The sequence below is a fragment of the Flavobacterium psychrophilum genome, assembly GCA_001708385.1.
Taxonomy (GTDB): Bacteria; Bacteroidota; Bacteroidia; order Flavobacteriales; family Flavobacteriaceae; genus Flavobacterium; species Flavobacterium psychrophilum_A.
Map to the genome: position 1 here is coordinate 3,583,180 of CP012388.1, position 15,540 is coordinate 3,598,719.

The following is a 15,540-nucleotide window of genomic DNA, read 5'->3' on the forward strand; positions in this document are numbered from 1 at the left end:
GTTTAATGCGACATACTTTTAAAAAGGAAAACATACTCGGCAGGATGGTCAAATTCTTCATAGCCTGACTTTTTAATTATTTTTCCGTTCCTATCGAGCATAACAAAGAAGGGGAAAAAGCCATCGCGGTTGTATTTCTCCGCTAGTATCATTTTCATGTCGTTTACATTTACAGGTTCGGGATTTCCTTTCTTTTGAAGGAAATCTGCACGAAGCAACACCCAGTTTTTATCGGCAGCAGTTTTAAATTCCTCGCTGGGCCATAGTATTTTATCCAGGTACATACATGGCATACACCAGTCTGATCCTGAAAACACTAATAAAATTGTTTTATTTTCGGCAGCAGCTTTTCTTTTGGCAATTGCCAGGTCGGTATTCCAATCCTGTGCCAGGACCGCAACGCTAACCAACATAAGGCATAATGTAACTACGCTCTTTTTCACTTCTCCTGTTTTTGGCAAAAATAACAAAGTAATAATTGCAACGCGTGGCATTTACGATATTTTTAAGGGTTATTTTTTTGAAATGTAAACCCATAACAAAACCGCTGTCGGGAGCCAGCGGTTTTATTTATTTTTAATAGTGTTATCGTTTAAAGATGAGCACTTTCCAGTCTTTATAATGATATAGAAATATAAGTATTGCTGAACCTAACGGGATACCTGTTTCTACCAGTTCGTGCGGCCTGTTGTCTATTAGCAGGTGAAAAAGAAAGATGGTTGTAATAACAGGAAGTAATATAATAGCGCCTATAAGTCTTGTCTTAGGAAATATTAGCAGTATGCCAGCCAGTACTTCAAAAAAGCCAACCACTTTTGTAAAGCCTGAGTCGCAAAGCGTACTCATTAAATTTATATATTCCTGTGGTAAAGTGCTGTCCGGGCCATATACCTTACAGGAAGATAAAAAGTGCTTATCTACGCCCTTGTAAATAAAAAATACACCCAATGCGGCACCGAGCAATGCCGTGAGTATGGGTAATAGTGTTTTCATAATTTCTTGGTGTTTTGGATTTTATGCCACCAAAAATATTTAAAAAAAATGTTAAAATTGAAATTTATCCGGAATAGTTCTATTCTGTAGCGTAAATATTTTCCTTATAAAATAAAAATGCCGATAGTTGTCTACCGGCATTCTTTTAACTAACCCTAACCAAATGTGAGAAAACCATTTATTATAATGCAAATTACTTAAAAAATTTTCGAGTCAATGTTAAGGATATGTTATATGTATATCTTTGATACTTAAAAAATTAGCTATTTCTTGTCTTGTGCTGAAAACACTTTTTTAAGCAGGGCAGAAGTACGTGCGTTTAAATTATTACGTATGTCTTTTTCTTCAACAGCGATCATTTTATATACGCCATCCAGCGCTTCGTTGGTAACGTAGTCGGTAAGATCGGGATTAACCTTTTGTACCAGCGGAACTGTATTGTACTTAGATATAATATTACTCCATACTTTATCGGCGCCCACTTTACTAAAAGATGATTTTATAACCGGGTTAAACTTGGCGTATAATTGTGATGTTGTACTTTTTCTTAAGTAAGAAGTAGCAGCTTCATCATTACCCATTAAAATATTCTTAGCATCTGTAAACGTAATGTTCTTTACCGCAGATACAAAGATAGGCGTAGCCTCTTTAACGGCATCTTCGGCAGCACGATTCATCATTTTTAAACCTTCATCGGCAAGGCTCGAAAGGCCAATGTCACGAAGGGTTTTATCTACTTTTTGCAGTTCGGGCGGAAGGAGGATCTTTACCAGCTGGTTTTTATAGAAACCGTCTACAGCAGTAAGTTTTCTAACCTGTTTGTCTATACCGTTATCCAGTGCTTCGCGAAGTCCGGCTGAAATATCGGCAGTAGATAGTATACCACCTGCCTGAGGAAGCTGTGATGCGACCTGTTGCAATTCGGCACAGCCTGAAAGCGTAAGGCACAGGGCAATAAGCGGAATGAATGCTTTTTTCATAAATAGATGCTTTAGGTTATTTTTTGTCTTGTAAAGCAAATACTTTTTTAAGTAAATCGGAAGTTCGTGACGATAAATTTGTCCTAATATTTTTCTCTTCAACCGATATCATTTTAAACACACCTTCAAGGGCTTTATCTGTAACATAATCGGTAAGGTCGGGGTTAACTTTGGTAACAAGGGGAAGGCTGTTGTATTTAGTAATAATACCCTGCCAAACTTTATCGGCGCCTACATTGCTAAGCGATGTATTAACCACGGGGCTAAATTTAGAATACAGCGGTTTTGTAGTACTGGTTTCAAGGTAAGTAGTGGCAGAATTATCAGCACCCATCAATATATTTTTTGCATCGGTAATAGTCATGCCGGTAATGGCATTCACGAAGATAGGAGTAGCCTCTTTAACAGCATTTTCGGCAGCGCGGTTAAGTACTTTAATTCCTTCATCTGCCATCTTAGACATACCAAGCTGGCGTAGTTTTTTATCAACAACCTGGAGTTCGGCAGGCAAAAGAATTTTCACCGCTTCGTTTTTATAAAATCCGTCTTCGGCAGTAAGTTTGGTAACCTGCTTGCTAACGCCTTCTTTTAGAGCTTCTTTAAGTCCGTTTCCTATATCGGCATTGCTAAGGCTTCCTTTTCCGGTAACGCCTTCCACTTTGCTTTTGGCTTTGTCCATTAAACCTTTTAATTGCGCGTTCGCTCCTGCAGGAACAAGGGCCGCTATAAGCAAGGAGAATAGTAGTTTTTTCATTTGTGTAAGAGAGTTTATCAAAAGTAAACAAAAACTGTTCCCTTTTGTAAAGTAACGCTGCACGCCATATAAAATTACGGGATATCGTTAAAGAAAAAATAAATTACTATCTTTAGTAGGTTGATTCTGTTTAAATTGTAAATCAGGCACTTTTTTAGCATGTCTATCTTAATATAAATAAAATCAATTAACTCATGTAAAAATGCGTTTTATTGAACCCTAAATTTGTAAAAAAGAATCAGTAAAATCACAATATATGTCAGACAACAAACTAACTACAGCATCCGGCCGCCCTTATGCGGAGAATGAAAATACGCAAACCGTTGGCCCGAGAGGTCCTGTTTTATTACAGGATTTTATCCTTCACGAAAAAATGGCTCACTTTAACCGTGAGCGTATACCAGAGCGTGTAGTGCACGCAAAAGGTTCTGCAGCGTTTGGTACATTTACAGTTACCCACGATATAACGAAATACACAAAAGCAAAGATATTTTCAGAAGTCGGTAAGCAAACCGATATGGTTATCCGCTTTTCTACTGTTGGTGGCGAGAAAGGTTCGGCAGATACCGAAAGAGACCCGCGTGGTTTTGCCCTTAAGTTTTATACCGAAGACGGAAACTGGGATCTTGTAGGTAATAACACTCCGGTATTCTTTATTAAAGATGCAAAAAAGTTTGGCGACTTTATCCATACACAGAAGCGTGACCCGCAAACCAACCTTAAATCGCCTACCATGATGTGGGATTTCTGGTCACTAAACCCGGAAAGCCTTCACCAGGTGCTTATTTTAATGAGTGATAGGGGTACGCCCTACGGATACCGTCATATGCACGGTTTTGGTAGCCATACGTTTTCATTCATTAATGCACAGAATGAACGTTTCTATGTGAAGTTCCACTTTATCACGCAGCAGGGTATTAAGAACTTTACCGATAGTGAAGCTGCCGAAATGAAATCTAAAGATCTTGACTTTGCACAACGTGACCTTTTCGAAAATATTAAAGAAGGCAATTTCCCGAAATGGGATATGAAAATTCAGATAATGACCGAAGAGGAATCGCGTAATTACCATATTAACCCGTTTGACCTTACTAAGGTTTGGCCGCACGCCGATTATCCGCTTATTGATGTTGGTTTCTTTGAACTGAACCGCAACCCGGATAATTATTTTGCTCAGGTAGAGCAGGCAGCGTTTGCTCCGGCGCACGTGGTAGATGGTATTGGTTACAGCCCGGATAAAATGCTTCAGGGGCGATTATTATCCTATCCCGATGCACACCGTTACCGCCTTGGTGCAAATTATGAGCAGATTCCGGTAAACCGTTGTCCGTTTATGGTGAACAACTACCAACGCGATGGACAAATGCGTGTTGATGGCAACGGAGGAAGCAACCCGAATTACTTCCCTAACAGTTTTGACAATATCGTAGCCGATCAAAGCTACAAAGAGCCGGCCTGGGATCTTGACAACAACCGCGCCGACTGGTATGACCGTAATGCAGAAGGTGAGAATGATCATTATACACAGCCGGGCAATTTATTCCGACTGATGGATGATGAGGCTAAGAAAAATACCATAAGTAATATTGTTGGTGCTATGAGCGGTATCGAAGGCCCTTTACGTGATAAGATCGTAAACCTTCAACTATGCCACTGGTTCAGGGCAGATATTACTCTTGGTATGGGCATCGCTCAGGGACTTGGTGTTAACATAGACCCATCAATGTTCAATAACCATTAATATCCCCATATCATTATATTTATGCCCTTCCGGATTTGTTTTCGGGAGGGTTTTTGTTTTGGTGATGTGTTGATTTGGTTATTTGATTGCCGTTATCGGCAAAAAAGTATTGTTTTTAAATTTTAATGTATTACATATTTGCCGATACCTGTCTTACTGCTTAGGATAGCTATAAAACAATTCTCCACTATTTTAAAATTGCATCTGAATAAGGTTTGTATTAATAGAAGATGAACAAAATAGAAACTATCCGATTCTCCTCATCTTCAAATAACTCCCAATATTAAATATCACGATGGATACTACTATAAGTGAATACGAAAGTATCTGCTCTAATGATATACTTTCTTTATAAAAGAATATCGCGAGTGCAAAAGCAAAAAGAGGATTCAGGTAGATCAATATACCAATAGTAGATGAGTTAATGCCTTTCATAGCGAACAGGTTGAGAAACATTGGGATAATGGTAAATACCACTGCTATTAGCAGTATGTAAAGGTAAAAGCTGGTTGCTACAGGTGGCGCTGCGCTATAGGCAGGGTAGAATGGAAACAGCAGTAATGCTACAAAGGCAATCTGTATGCTGAGCAATATAAACCTGTCCGGCATAGTGATGCGCTTTTGCAGCACAAGATATAGCGCGTAGGTAGCTGCTACTAAAATACTGAACATAGCATCGTGCAGGCTATTATATGCCAGTATAACACAGCTCGTAATGCTGAGTAAAACCGCAAACCATTGCAGTTTGATTAATCTTTCCTTTAATATTAAAAATGCCAGTACTGTTGTTAGGATAGGGCACACAAGGTAGGCAAACGATGCCGCCTTTACGCTTATGTGGTTCATTACGAAAATAAACAGTCCCCAATTGGCTGTCAGCAATACGGAGCTTCCCGCAATAAGCAGCCATTGGTTACGTCTTTCGACAGGTGTAAGACTTTTTAGGTAGGTGCGTGTTTCCTTGATTTTTTCCCTTCGAATGGCAAGATTAATAACAACCATTAAAATTATACAGGTAAAAACGCGGTAAAAAAGAATATCAAGCGATGGATAACTTTGTAGCGGTTTTAACCCGAAACTGAAAAAGCCCCAAATAACAAAGGCGGTTACTGCAGCGAGGTAATATTTAGGGAATTTCATCGGTTAAAAATTAGCTGTAAAAGTAATGAATTTGTAAAGGTATTTGGCGCAGGTTTTGATTCATTTATTAGAGATGATCTTACTTCTGTATTACGAAAAAATAATCACGATAATTTTTATGCTTTTGGTAAAGTTACTGCGCATAAATTACGAATGTATTATTTATGATTTTATTACGGTTTTATTTACATAGGCACGGATTATTTATCACTAAATTAGCAATTTGCACCATACTACAAATGAATATCATTGAGCTTGAATTACTGAGTGACGACCTCACTGCCACCGAGAAATTTTATAAAAAAGTTTTGGGGTTAAATGCATCTTTCGTTGAGAAGGAAGCACTCTTTTTTCAGGTAGGCTACACCAAACTAATATTTAGGAAATCGGAGGATATGAAACCCAGGTATCATTTTGCGATAGACCTGCCCAATAACCGTTTTTTTGATGCACACCATCATGTAAAACAACATACCGATGTTATTAAAGTTGAAGGTGATGATATTGCCAACTTTGTAAACTGGGATGCCAAGTCGTTTTATTTTTACGATAACAATGGCAACATTGTAGAGTATATAACACGCTATCCGCTTCGTCCGTATGACGAAGAGCCATTCAGTGGAAAATCGTATGTGTCAGTCAGTGAAATTGGTTTTGTAACCAATAGCGTAGTTGAACTTACCGATACTCTTGTACGCGAAGAAGGAATTCCTTTGTTTAAACGTCAGCCGAGAACCGATACCTTTAGTGTTTGCGGTGATGACGAAGGCCTATTTATTATAGCGCTCAAAGGCCGCGACTGGTATCCTACCAACATAAAAGCACAATCATTTCGTACCCGTGTAATATTTATGCAAAACGGAGAACTTGAACATATTGTAAGATAGTTCCCTAAAATTCACTATAACGTTTTTTCTACGCTGTTTTTTCTTTTAAATCTTCAATAATTACGTAAATTGCCACCTTAAAATTGAAGATAATTCATAATGGAACAAGCACAACCTTATATTCCTAAAAATAAAGTTAGAATTGTAACTGCCGCATCGCTTTTTGACGGACATGATGCAGCTATTAATATAATGCGCCGTATCATTCAGGCTACGGGTGTTGAGGTAATTCACCTTGGGCATGACCGTAGTGTGGAAGAAGTAGTAAATACTGCCATTCAGGAAGATGCCAATGCTATTGCAATGACATCATACCAGGGTGGGCACAACGAATATTTTAAATATATGTACGACCTGCTTAAAGAAAAAGGGGCAGGGCACATTAAAATTTTCGGCGGAGGCGGAGGGGTTATCCTTCCGGAGGAAATAAAGGATTTGCATGATTACGGCATTACCCGTATTTACGCTCCCGACGATGGCCGAGAACTTGGGCTTCAGGGGATGATTAATGACCTTGTTGAGAAGTCGGATTATGCTATTGGCGATGTACTTAACGGAGAGATAAATCATCTTGAAGAAAAGAATCCTACTGCTATTGCAAGGGTTATCTCTTCTGCGGAAAACTTCCCGGAGATAGCTAAAGAAACGCTGGACAAGATTCACGAGCAGAATAAAACAACCAACATTCCGGTATTGGGTATAACCGGTACGGGTGGCGCGGGTAAATCATCTTTGGTAGATGAGCTTGTTCGCCGATTCCTTATCGATTTCCCGGAGAAAACTATCGGTCTTATTTCTGTAGACCCTTCAAAACGTAAAACAGGCGGTGCACTTTTAGGCGACCGTATCCGTATGAATGCCATTAATAACCCAAGGGTTTATATGCGTTCATTGGCTACAAGGCAGTCTAACCTTGCACTTTCTAAATATGTTGCAGAAGCGATTCAGGTTATAAAGGCAGCAAAATACGATCTTATTATTCTTGAAACTTCGGGTATCGGGCAGTCCGATACTGAGATCATGGAACACTCAGATGTTTCGCTTTATGTAATGACACCAGAGTTTGGAGCTGCAACCCAGCTGGAGAAAATCGACATGCTTGATTTTGCCGATCTGGTAGCCATTAATAAATTTGACAAACGCGGATCGCTGGATGCGCTTCGTGATGTTAAGAAACAATACCAGCGCAACCACAACCTGTGGGATGCCAACCCCGACGACCTTCCTGTATTTGGTACAATTGCTTCCCAGTTTAACGACCCGGGCATGAATACCCTTTACAAAAAGATAATGGACAGGGTAGAGGAGAAAACCGGTTCAGGCCTTAAATCTACTTTTGAGATTACCCGCGAAATGAGCGAAAAGATATTTGTTATCCCGCCGCACAGAACGCGTTACCTTTCTGAAATTGCAGAAAATAACCGTCAGTATGATGAGGTGGCACTTAGCCAGCAAGAGGTTGCTCAAAAACTATACGGAATATTCAAGACCATAGAATCGGTGGCAGGCGTAAAACTGACGCCTTCTAAATTTGGTATCGAAGAAGAACTGGTTAAAAAAGGAGAAACATCCGAAAATGCAGATTTCTTACGATTGCTTGTGGCTGAGTTCGACCGTGTAAAAATGAACCTTGACCCATATAACTGGGAAATTATCCTAACATGGGACGATAAGGTAAACAAATATAAAAATCCGGTTTATTCATTTAAGGTAAGGGATAAGGAAATAAAAATACAAACACATACCGAATCGTTATCTCATTCGCAGATACCAAAGGTTGCCCTGCCTAAATACCAGGCGTGGGGTGATATTCTTAGATGGTGCCTTCAGGAGAATGTTCCGGGAGAATTTCCATTTACATCGGGATTGTATCCATTTAAGCGTGAAGGCGAAGATCCATCAAGGATGTTTGCAGGAGAGGGCGGACCTGAGCGCACCAACAAACGTTTCCACTATGTAAGCGACGGACTGCCTGCAAAACGTCTTTCTACAGCATTTGACAGTGTTACGCTTTACGGTAACGACCCGGACCTGCGTCCGGATATTTACGGAAAAATTGGTAACGCAGGGGTATCTATCTGCTGCCTTGATGATGCAAAGAAACTTTACTCGGGCTTTAACCTAGCCCATCCGTTAACATCGGTAAGTATGACCATAAACGGACCTGCACCTATGCTGCTTGGTTTCTTTATGAATGCAGCTATAGATCAGCAATGTGAGATTTACATCAGAGAAAACGGACTTGAAAAAGAAGTCGACAAAAAGATAAACGACATATACAAAGCAAAAGGTATAGAGCGTCCGCGTTACAACGGCGATCTTCCAAAAGGCAACGATGGCCTTGGACTTATGCTTCTTGGTGTAACCGGGGATCAGGTGCTTGATGCTGATGTATATCAGGATATAAAAGTACGTACGCTTTCACAGGTACGTGGTACAGTTCAGGCAGACATTCTTAAAGAAGACCAGGCACAAAATACCTGTATTTTCTCTACGGAATTTGCGCTTAGGTTAATGGGAGACGTTCAGGAATATTTTATTACCCGAAACGTAAGGAACTTCTATTCGGTTTCAATTTCAGGTTACCACATTGCCGAAGCAGGTGCCAACCCAATTACACAGTTGGCATTTACACTGGCAAATGGTTTCACTTACGTGGAATATTACCTGAGCCGAGGCATGAATATTAACGACTTTGGTCCTAACTTGTCGTTCTTCTTCAGTAATGGTATCGATCCTGAATATGCGGTTATTGGCCGTGTGGCTCGTAAAATATGGGCTAAAGCACTTAAAAATAAATATGGCGCAAACGAGCGTGCACAGATGCTGAAATACCACATTCAGACATCAGGTCGTTCGCTACATGCACAGGAAATTGACTTTAACGATATTCGTACTACGCTTCAGGCACTTTATGCTATTTACGATAACTGTAACTCACTGCACACTAATGCTTATGACGAGGCTATTACAACACCTACCGAAGAAAGTGTACGCCGTGCAATGGCTATTCAGCTGATTATAAACAAAGAGCTTGGACTGGCGAAAAACGAAAACCCAATTCAGGGGTCGTTTATCATCGAAGAGCTTACTGATCTTGTAGAAGAAGCTGTGCTTACAGAATTTGACCGTATTACAGAGCGTGGCGGTGTACTTGGTGCTATGGAGACTATGTACCAGCGTTCTAAAATCCAGGAAGAGAGCCTTTATTACGAAACGCTTAAGCATACGGGAGAGTTTCCTATAATTGGGGTTAATACATTCTTAAGTTCTAAAGGCTCACCAACGGTTGTTCCGGCTGAGGTTATACGTGCTACCGAAGAAGAGAAGCAATTCCAGATTAAAACACTTGAAACGCTTCAGAGCGCGAATGCTGAGAAAGTAGCGGAAACACTTGCTGTAATTCAGGAAGCGGCTATAACCAACAAAAACATATTCGAAGAGCTTATGGAAGCATCTAAAGTATGTTCATTGGGTCAGATTACCGCAGCCCTGTTTGAAGTGGGCGGTCAGTACAGAAGGAATATGTAAAATAATCAAATGATTTAAAATTGAAATATTCAAGGAGCCTCCACATTGTGGAGGCTTTTTGTTTTTACAACCGAGACATCATGTGCACTAAAATATTTTGCCTGTCAGATAGTATTGCGTACATTAGAATACAAATAACTTACCCATGAAAACAATCGATGTTTCGGTAAATGGCAAAAATGTGTATACGGCGGTTTATAATGACGCTCTCATAGGAAGGATAGAGTATCCTAAGTGGTACTCCATGAATAAAGCAATTATAACATTAGCTGACGATAGTGTTTTTAACCTTGAACCCAAAGGTTTTTGGCAGTCTAAACAGCAGCTATCTAAAGGCAATGCCGTATTGCTGGATGTCAAAAATACTTGGAAAGGCTATAGCCTAACTAAACCGATTGATCCTGAAAGGGCATTTAGGTTTCAGCATCAGGGTGTGTTTAAAAGTGGTTATGCACTACTAAACTACAAAGAAGAGTTAGTGCTGAAAATTGAACCTAACTTCAGTTGGAAGAAATTCAATATGAGCTATACCATAACCTGCGAAGACACTTTTGGCAATGATGAGTTCGAACAGCTTTTAGTACTGCTCTCGGTTCATTACCTAAGGGTCATGCAGGCATCGGCATCGGGTTCAGCTTAATGCTAAAATAGATGACCTAATATATAATATAGTATTACAAAAGCGATAATGGTACCGAAGCAGCCAAAGCCAAGTTTTTTTGCGCCCCAGCCGGCAAGTATTGTTTTAAAAAATCCGTTCATGATGTTTGTTTTTAGTGTTTACTTAAAGGTATATACATTATTTTCCGGACGAAAAGCATTTAACTTTTGCTAAAGAATTTTATAAAGCTTTTACTATGTGTAAGAATATTTGTTAATTTAGTTTTAAAATTAACCGCACTAGCTATGAAAACTAAATTATTAATTGCCTTATTTGCATTTACTTTAATGTCATGTTCTGATGACGAAAGATATCCTGAAACAACTGTGACTATTCCTTCTGATCCCGATAACGGTAATCCTACTGATCCGGTTGTTGTGGAAAAGAAGCTGGAAAAGATACTATACATCAACTATAGAGAGGATGGTACTATATCTTCAACAGGTAAATTTGAATTCGATGATGCTGAAAAGATGGTGCTGGTTGATGGATTCAGTGCTACCGGTGTACCTCTTAGAAAGCGTGAGTTTACTTATAATGAAAAGGGTTTGTTGATTAATACAAATTTTCATGAAAGTGGATCTAGTAATACAACATTTTACGAATATGACGCCTTAGGAAGAATAGTAAAAACTAGTAATGCTTATGCGATATACGAAGCTGTTTTTACAAACCGATTGTTTACTTATGAAGATGATGGTAGTATAACAGTAGACGAAAAAGTATACGAAGACAGCCTTGAAGAAGGTGGCGGCGAAATTATATTATCGCAGGGTCAATACAAATATTACAAAGACGCTGCGGGAAACATTTACAAGAAAACTGCTGCTAATGGAAATGTTATTACTGAGGCTGTATATGGTAATGGGAATATTGTTAGTTATACATCGGGAAGCAGCTCAATTTCTTTTGGCTTTAATACTACAAACCTTCCTAAAGGGCAGTACCATAACATTAGTAAAAATGCTTACGGAGGTTTACAGAACGCAATATTAATAGAAGGTTTTGCCGCAGTAGGTTTGGGTATAAGTAATTATGTTACAGAACAGAATGCAGTTGACAAAACAACATATGCTTACGAGTTTGATAAAGACGGTTATCCGGTAAAAATCAGTTTCTTTAAAAACGATAGCGATAAGCCTTTTCAAATTAGAGAGATATCATACAAATAATTTTAAAGCCATCGCAAGATGGCTTTTTTGTTGGAGTAATGCTAAAGTTTTTGAGGGGCGCAGTTATTGTGCTAACTTGCACACCATGAAAATACAGGATATTATAGTTCTACATTTATTTTTATTGATCGGTGGGTTTATGCAGGCTCAGGTAAAAGGCTGTACCGATCCGTTAAGTAAAAACTATAACCCTGCGGCTACTGTAAATAATGGTAGCTGTGAGTACAGGTCAGAATCGGTTCGTCCTGTTGCCACGGTAAAGCTTTCTGCCGAGGTAGAAGAAACGTCGGGACTTATCAAATGGAACGGCGCATTATATACACATAACGACAATGCCGACCTAAATCTGTATGCGTTTGACAGCGTGAGTGGTTCAGTGCTTGAAGCTATTCCGCTTAAAGGATATAAAAATCAGGATTGGGAAGAAATAGCGCAGGATAACGATTACATTTACATTGGCGATTTTGGTAATAATGTTACAGGAAACAGGAAAAATCTCAACATATTGAAAGTCAGCAAAACTTCTATTTCACAAGGAGATCCGCAACTAGAGCAGATTAACTTTAGTTATGCTAACCAGACCGATTTTACTGCTTTAAAAAGTAATGTTACCGATTTTGATTGCGAGGCAATGGTAGTGTCTAAAGACAGTATTTATCTTTTTACCAAGCAATGGTCTTCTAAGAAAACAAGCGTATATACTTTGCCTAAAGATGCGGGTAGCTATGTCGCCAAATTAAAGTCAACTATAGATGTTAACGGACTGATAACAGGAGCGACGTATCTTGAAGATAAAAGGCTCATCGTATTAAGTGGATACAATGGAATCGTACAGCCCTTCTTCTATTTATTATATGATTTTCAGGGTGATAATTTCTTCTCGGGAAATAAACGCAAAATAAACATGGGCGGTTTATCTTTTCATCAGGTTGAGGGGATTGCTACTTCAAACGGAATCGATTATTATGTTACCAATGAACACCTTGCGCAGAAGCCGTTTTTAAATGTTGTTCAAAAGTTACACCGCTTTAACCTTGCCCCATATCTGGAAGATTATCTTAAAAATACTATAGTCGTCGAAAACTAATTGCATACATAGCTGGATTTTCGGTAATTAAATATTGAATTACATACAATTCTTTTTGTAATTTCTTCTACGTAAAAACACCTGATTTTACAGCCATCAAACATTATATTTTTTTGATGATTTTTCAATAAAGTCTTATAAATCATGCTGCTGATCTTCTAAAATTGTCAGATTAGCGATAATAAAATAAAAATTAATCCTCAATTAACATTTTATTCACAAACTAGTTAATTTTTTGTAGTTTTGTTATCCCCCTAAATGACAATTAATGAAAAAAAACTTACTTTTTTTCGTGCTGTTTCTCTGTTTTTCCTCTTACGGCCAGGAAAAATCAGCAAACGCCCTTCTAACCGAAGCGGCAAAAGAAATTACTGCCAATAATCAGGACTATGCAATTGGGCTTCTAAAAGAAAGTGCTGCTCTGGCCCGTGAAGCAGGAGATAACAGAACACTTTCCAAATCCTTAATGGCTCTTGGCGAAGCTTATGCTAAAAATGGCAACGAAGCTGATGCTGTTAGAAACTACCTGAATGCCCTTTCTGAACTTAGAAAGCTAAAAGACAATCTTGAGGTTGTAAAAGTGTCTATAGAATTAGGCAAGCTGTACCTTCTTCAGAATAAACCCGATTTTTCTCTTAAATATTATAACGAAGGCGCTGTATTAGCAAAGCAGTTAAACAATGAAATTCTTAATGCAGACTGCCTTAGTGGTGCAGGTACTGCATATGAAGAATTGCACAAAATAGACAAGGCTCTCGAAGTGTACAGCCAGGCACTTGCCATCTACAGGGCAAGGGGTATGGAGGTTGTAGCCGGCGAAACTCTTAGCAACATGGGTAACGCTTACAAAAAGCAGGGCGATTATCCGCAATCGGTATTAAATTATAAAGAGGCACTTGGCTATTTTCATAGCGCGAATGACAGTAAAAAAGTAGCCGACGTGCTTTGCAGCCTTGGTGGTGTACTGGCACTCATGGAAGACCATAACGAATCGCTGCGTTTGTTTGAGCAGGCTTATCTTGACGCTGTTGCTATTCAGTATGATGAGGTTGTTATAGCCGCAAGCCTTGGTATGGCTACGGCATACGAGAATTTAAGGCAGTATCCTGAATCTGTGCGTTACCATAAGATATACGAGCAGAAAAAAGAAATTTACGACAGTAAAAAACGCACCGAAGAACTTGCCCTGCTAAAAGAAAAATACGCAAAGCAAAACGGAGGAAACGATATTGCCACTCAGGAAAATACAGAAAGTGCGTCTTCTGTTTCGCAATCTGGTGTAGACTATGCATTGTTGGCAAGTATTGGTGCCGGAATTATTGTTTTTCTTTTGGTTACGGGCTTTTTATGGAGGCGAAAAGTACTTAAAAAGAAAAGCGAAGATACTATGTTTAGCGATGCAGAAGGACAGGAACGCCTGAGGCTTGTGCAAAACATTCACCATGACCTCGATTCTAAACTTACAGAGATCAATTCGCTTAGTGAATCTATCATAGGGACTACCGGTATGCCTATTATCAGGAGCCAGGGAGAGGCTATGCAGGAAACGACTAAAAAAATTGAAGAAAATATACGCGACCTTGTCTGGCTGCTTACGCCAAAGAGTACAACACTTACCAATTACGTGGGTAGTATTAAGGAGTATGTGCAGGAATATTTTAGCGATGCATCGGTGGAACTAATGGTTTCTGAACCCGAAGGCATCTCGAACACTGTTATTAATAAAGAAAGCCAGTTGGCGCTATTATCTGTGATTAAAGAAACGCTTGTTTTTGTAAAAGAAGACAGCCATGTTTCCAAGGTCTTTTTCGGAATTACCTATACCGGTACGAGGCTAATGGTTTCTGTTAAGGATAACGGCAAAGGCGTTGATATTAGCGATGCCGATAAAAAACGCCTTGACGGTCATCTTCATCCAACAGGGGGTATAATGAGAATGGATTGCGACCCGGGATGGGGCACAACCGTTAAGATCATTATTCCGGTTGAGAAAACAACTAAAGGCAAGAAAGCTGCAATACTAAACTTTTACAATTTTTAAATAGCCAATATGCAGTTCGTCCTGGACTGTGCTGTCGGTTTTTACAATGTTTACGCTGTATTGCTCTTTTAGGTGGGGAGCAAGCACATCTTCTACCTTGTGAAGGTCGTCTACATCCAGTGCATACTTTTCGTCAATGTGCGATTCTGCTCCTTTAAAACCGAATTCTTTATAGAACGCCGTTTTTTTAGATGCCTTTATCGCCAAACCCATACTTTTGGCAACTGCTAAAGTTTTAAAGTGGTATTCTTCCAACTCCCCGGGGCGGTAACCGCCAAGGTTAAGCAGGAAAAGCTTCTCTTCGCCGGGTGTAGCTTCGCCTTTAGGTACAATGCTAATCTGGTAACCGTCTACATGCGTAACCTCACGCCATGAGTCCACATGCAGTGGGCCTCCATCGGGCCAGAAGGTGTACATGTCTCTTACCAGGCTTTGTACCGATGTGCCTATTCCAAAAAATATATCATGCTGTTCCGTAAGTCGGCCTTTGGGCGTACAGCCCAGCAAAACCATATATAATTTTAACGTGTTGCTATCCATAACACAAAGATAT

Annotated in this window: 11 protein-coding genes and 2 pseudogenes; 7 read left to right on the forward strand and 6 right to left on the reverse strand. The window is 39.4% G+C overall.

Annotated features, from left to right (window positions below; genetic code table 11):
- Positions 1-2 precede the first annotated feature (2 nt).
- The 4 genes and pseudogenes from ALW18_15780 to ALW18_15795 all read right to left on the reverse strand — a co-directional run bounded on the left by ALW18_15780 (position 3) and on the right by ALW18_15795 (position 2,727).
- Positions 3-413 carry a thiol-disulfide isomerase gene (locus ALW18_15780; protein ID AOE54448.1) on the reverse strand — a complete coding sequence of 137 codons (411 nt, stop codon included), beginning with the start codon at positions 411-413 and terminating at the stop codon, positions 3-5.
- A gap of 172 nt (positions 414-585) precedes the next feature.
- Positions 586-828, reverse strand: a pseudogene (locus ALW18_15785) (hypothetical protein).
- Positions 829-1,256: 428 nt separating this feature from the next.
- A complete protein-coding gene (locus ALW18_15790) occupies positions 1,257-1,973 on the reverse strand; it encodes a hypothetical protein (GenBank protein AOE53839.1) in 717 nt (238 codons plus the stop codon).
- A 16-nt stretch (positions 1,974-1,989) separates the two neighbouring features.
- Positions 1,990-2,727: a hypothetical protein gene (locus tag ALW18_15795; GenBank protein AOE53840.1), complete on the reverse strand. Its 738-nt coding sequence runs from the start codon at positions 2,725-2,727 to the stop codon at positions 1,990-1,992.
- Positions 2,728-2,983: 256 nt separating this feature from the next.
- Here ALW18_15795 and ALW18_15800 point away from each other — a divergent pair, with 256 nt between their 5' ends.
- On the forward strand, positions 2,984-4,468 hold the full coding sequence (locus ALW18_15800) for a catalase (GenBank protein AOE53841.1): 1,485 nt from the start codon (positions 2,984-2,986) through the stop codon (positions 4,466-4,468).
- Between the two features lie 246 nt (positions 4,469-4,714).
- Here ALW18_15800 and ALW18_15805 read toward each other — a convergent pair whose 3' ends face one another.
- A complete protein-coding gene (locus ALW18_15805) occupies positions 4,715-5,608 on the reverse strand; it encodes a permease (protein ID AOE53842.1) in 894 nt (297 codons plus the stop codon).
- Between the two features lie 239 nt (positions 5,609-5,847).
- Here ALW18_15805 and ALW18_15810 point away from each other — a divergent pair, with 239 nt between their 5' ends.
- The 6 genes and pseudogenes from ALW18_15810 (at position 5,848) to ALW18_15835 (ending at position 14,987) form a co-directional block, all read left to right on the forward strand.
- Positions 5,848-6,495: a hypothetical protein gene (locus ALW18_15810; protein ID AOE53843.1), complete on the forward strand. Its 648-nt coding sequence runs from the start codon at positions 5,848-5,850 to the stop codon at positions 6,493-6,495.
- A 99-nt stretch (positions 6,496-6,594) separates the two neighbouring features.
- Entirely contained in the window at positions 6,595-10,026 is a 3,432-nt protein-coding gene (locus ALW18_15815; GenBank protein AOE53844.1) for a methylmalonyl-CoA mutase, read from the forward strand.
- 145 nt (positions 10,027-10,171) lie between these two features.
- Positions 10,172-10,378 (forward strand): annotated as a pseudogene (locus ALW18_15820) (hypothetical protein).
- A 554-nt stretch (positions 10,379-10,932) separates the two neighbouring features.
- On the forward strand, positions 10,933-11,859 hold the full coding sequence (locus tag ALW18_15825) for a hypothetical protein (GenBank protein ID AOE53845.1): 927 nt from the start codon (positions 10,933-10,935) through the stop codon (positions 11,857-11,859).
- An 85-nt stretch (positions 11,860-11,944) separates the two neighbouring features.
- Positions 11,945-12,946, forward strand: coding sequence for a hypothetical protein (locus tag ALW18_15830; protein ID AOE53846.1), 1,002 nt, complete (start codon positions 11,945-11,947; stop codon positions 12,944-12,946).
- Between the two features lie 268 nt (positions 12,947-13,214).
- The gene (locus ALW18_15835) at positions 13,215-14,987 is read left to right on the forward strand and encodes a hypothetical protein (GenBank protein ID AOE53847.1); all 1,773 of its coding nucleotides are present in this window, start codon (positions 13,215-13,217) and stop codon (positions 14,985-14,987) included.
- On the opposite strand, the gene ALW18_15840 is transcribed toward ALW18_15835, so the two are convergent.
- On the reverse strand, positions 14,967-15,527 hold the full coding sequence (locus ALW18_15840) for a hypothetical protein (protein ID AOE53848.1): 561 nt from the start codon (positions 15,525-15,527) through the stop codon (positions 14,967-14,969). The two genes, ALW18_15835 and ALW18_15840, sit on opposite strands and share 21 nt — an antisense overlap.
- Between the last annotated feature and the right edge of the window lie 13 nt (positions 15,528-15,540).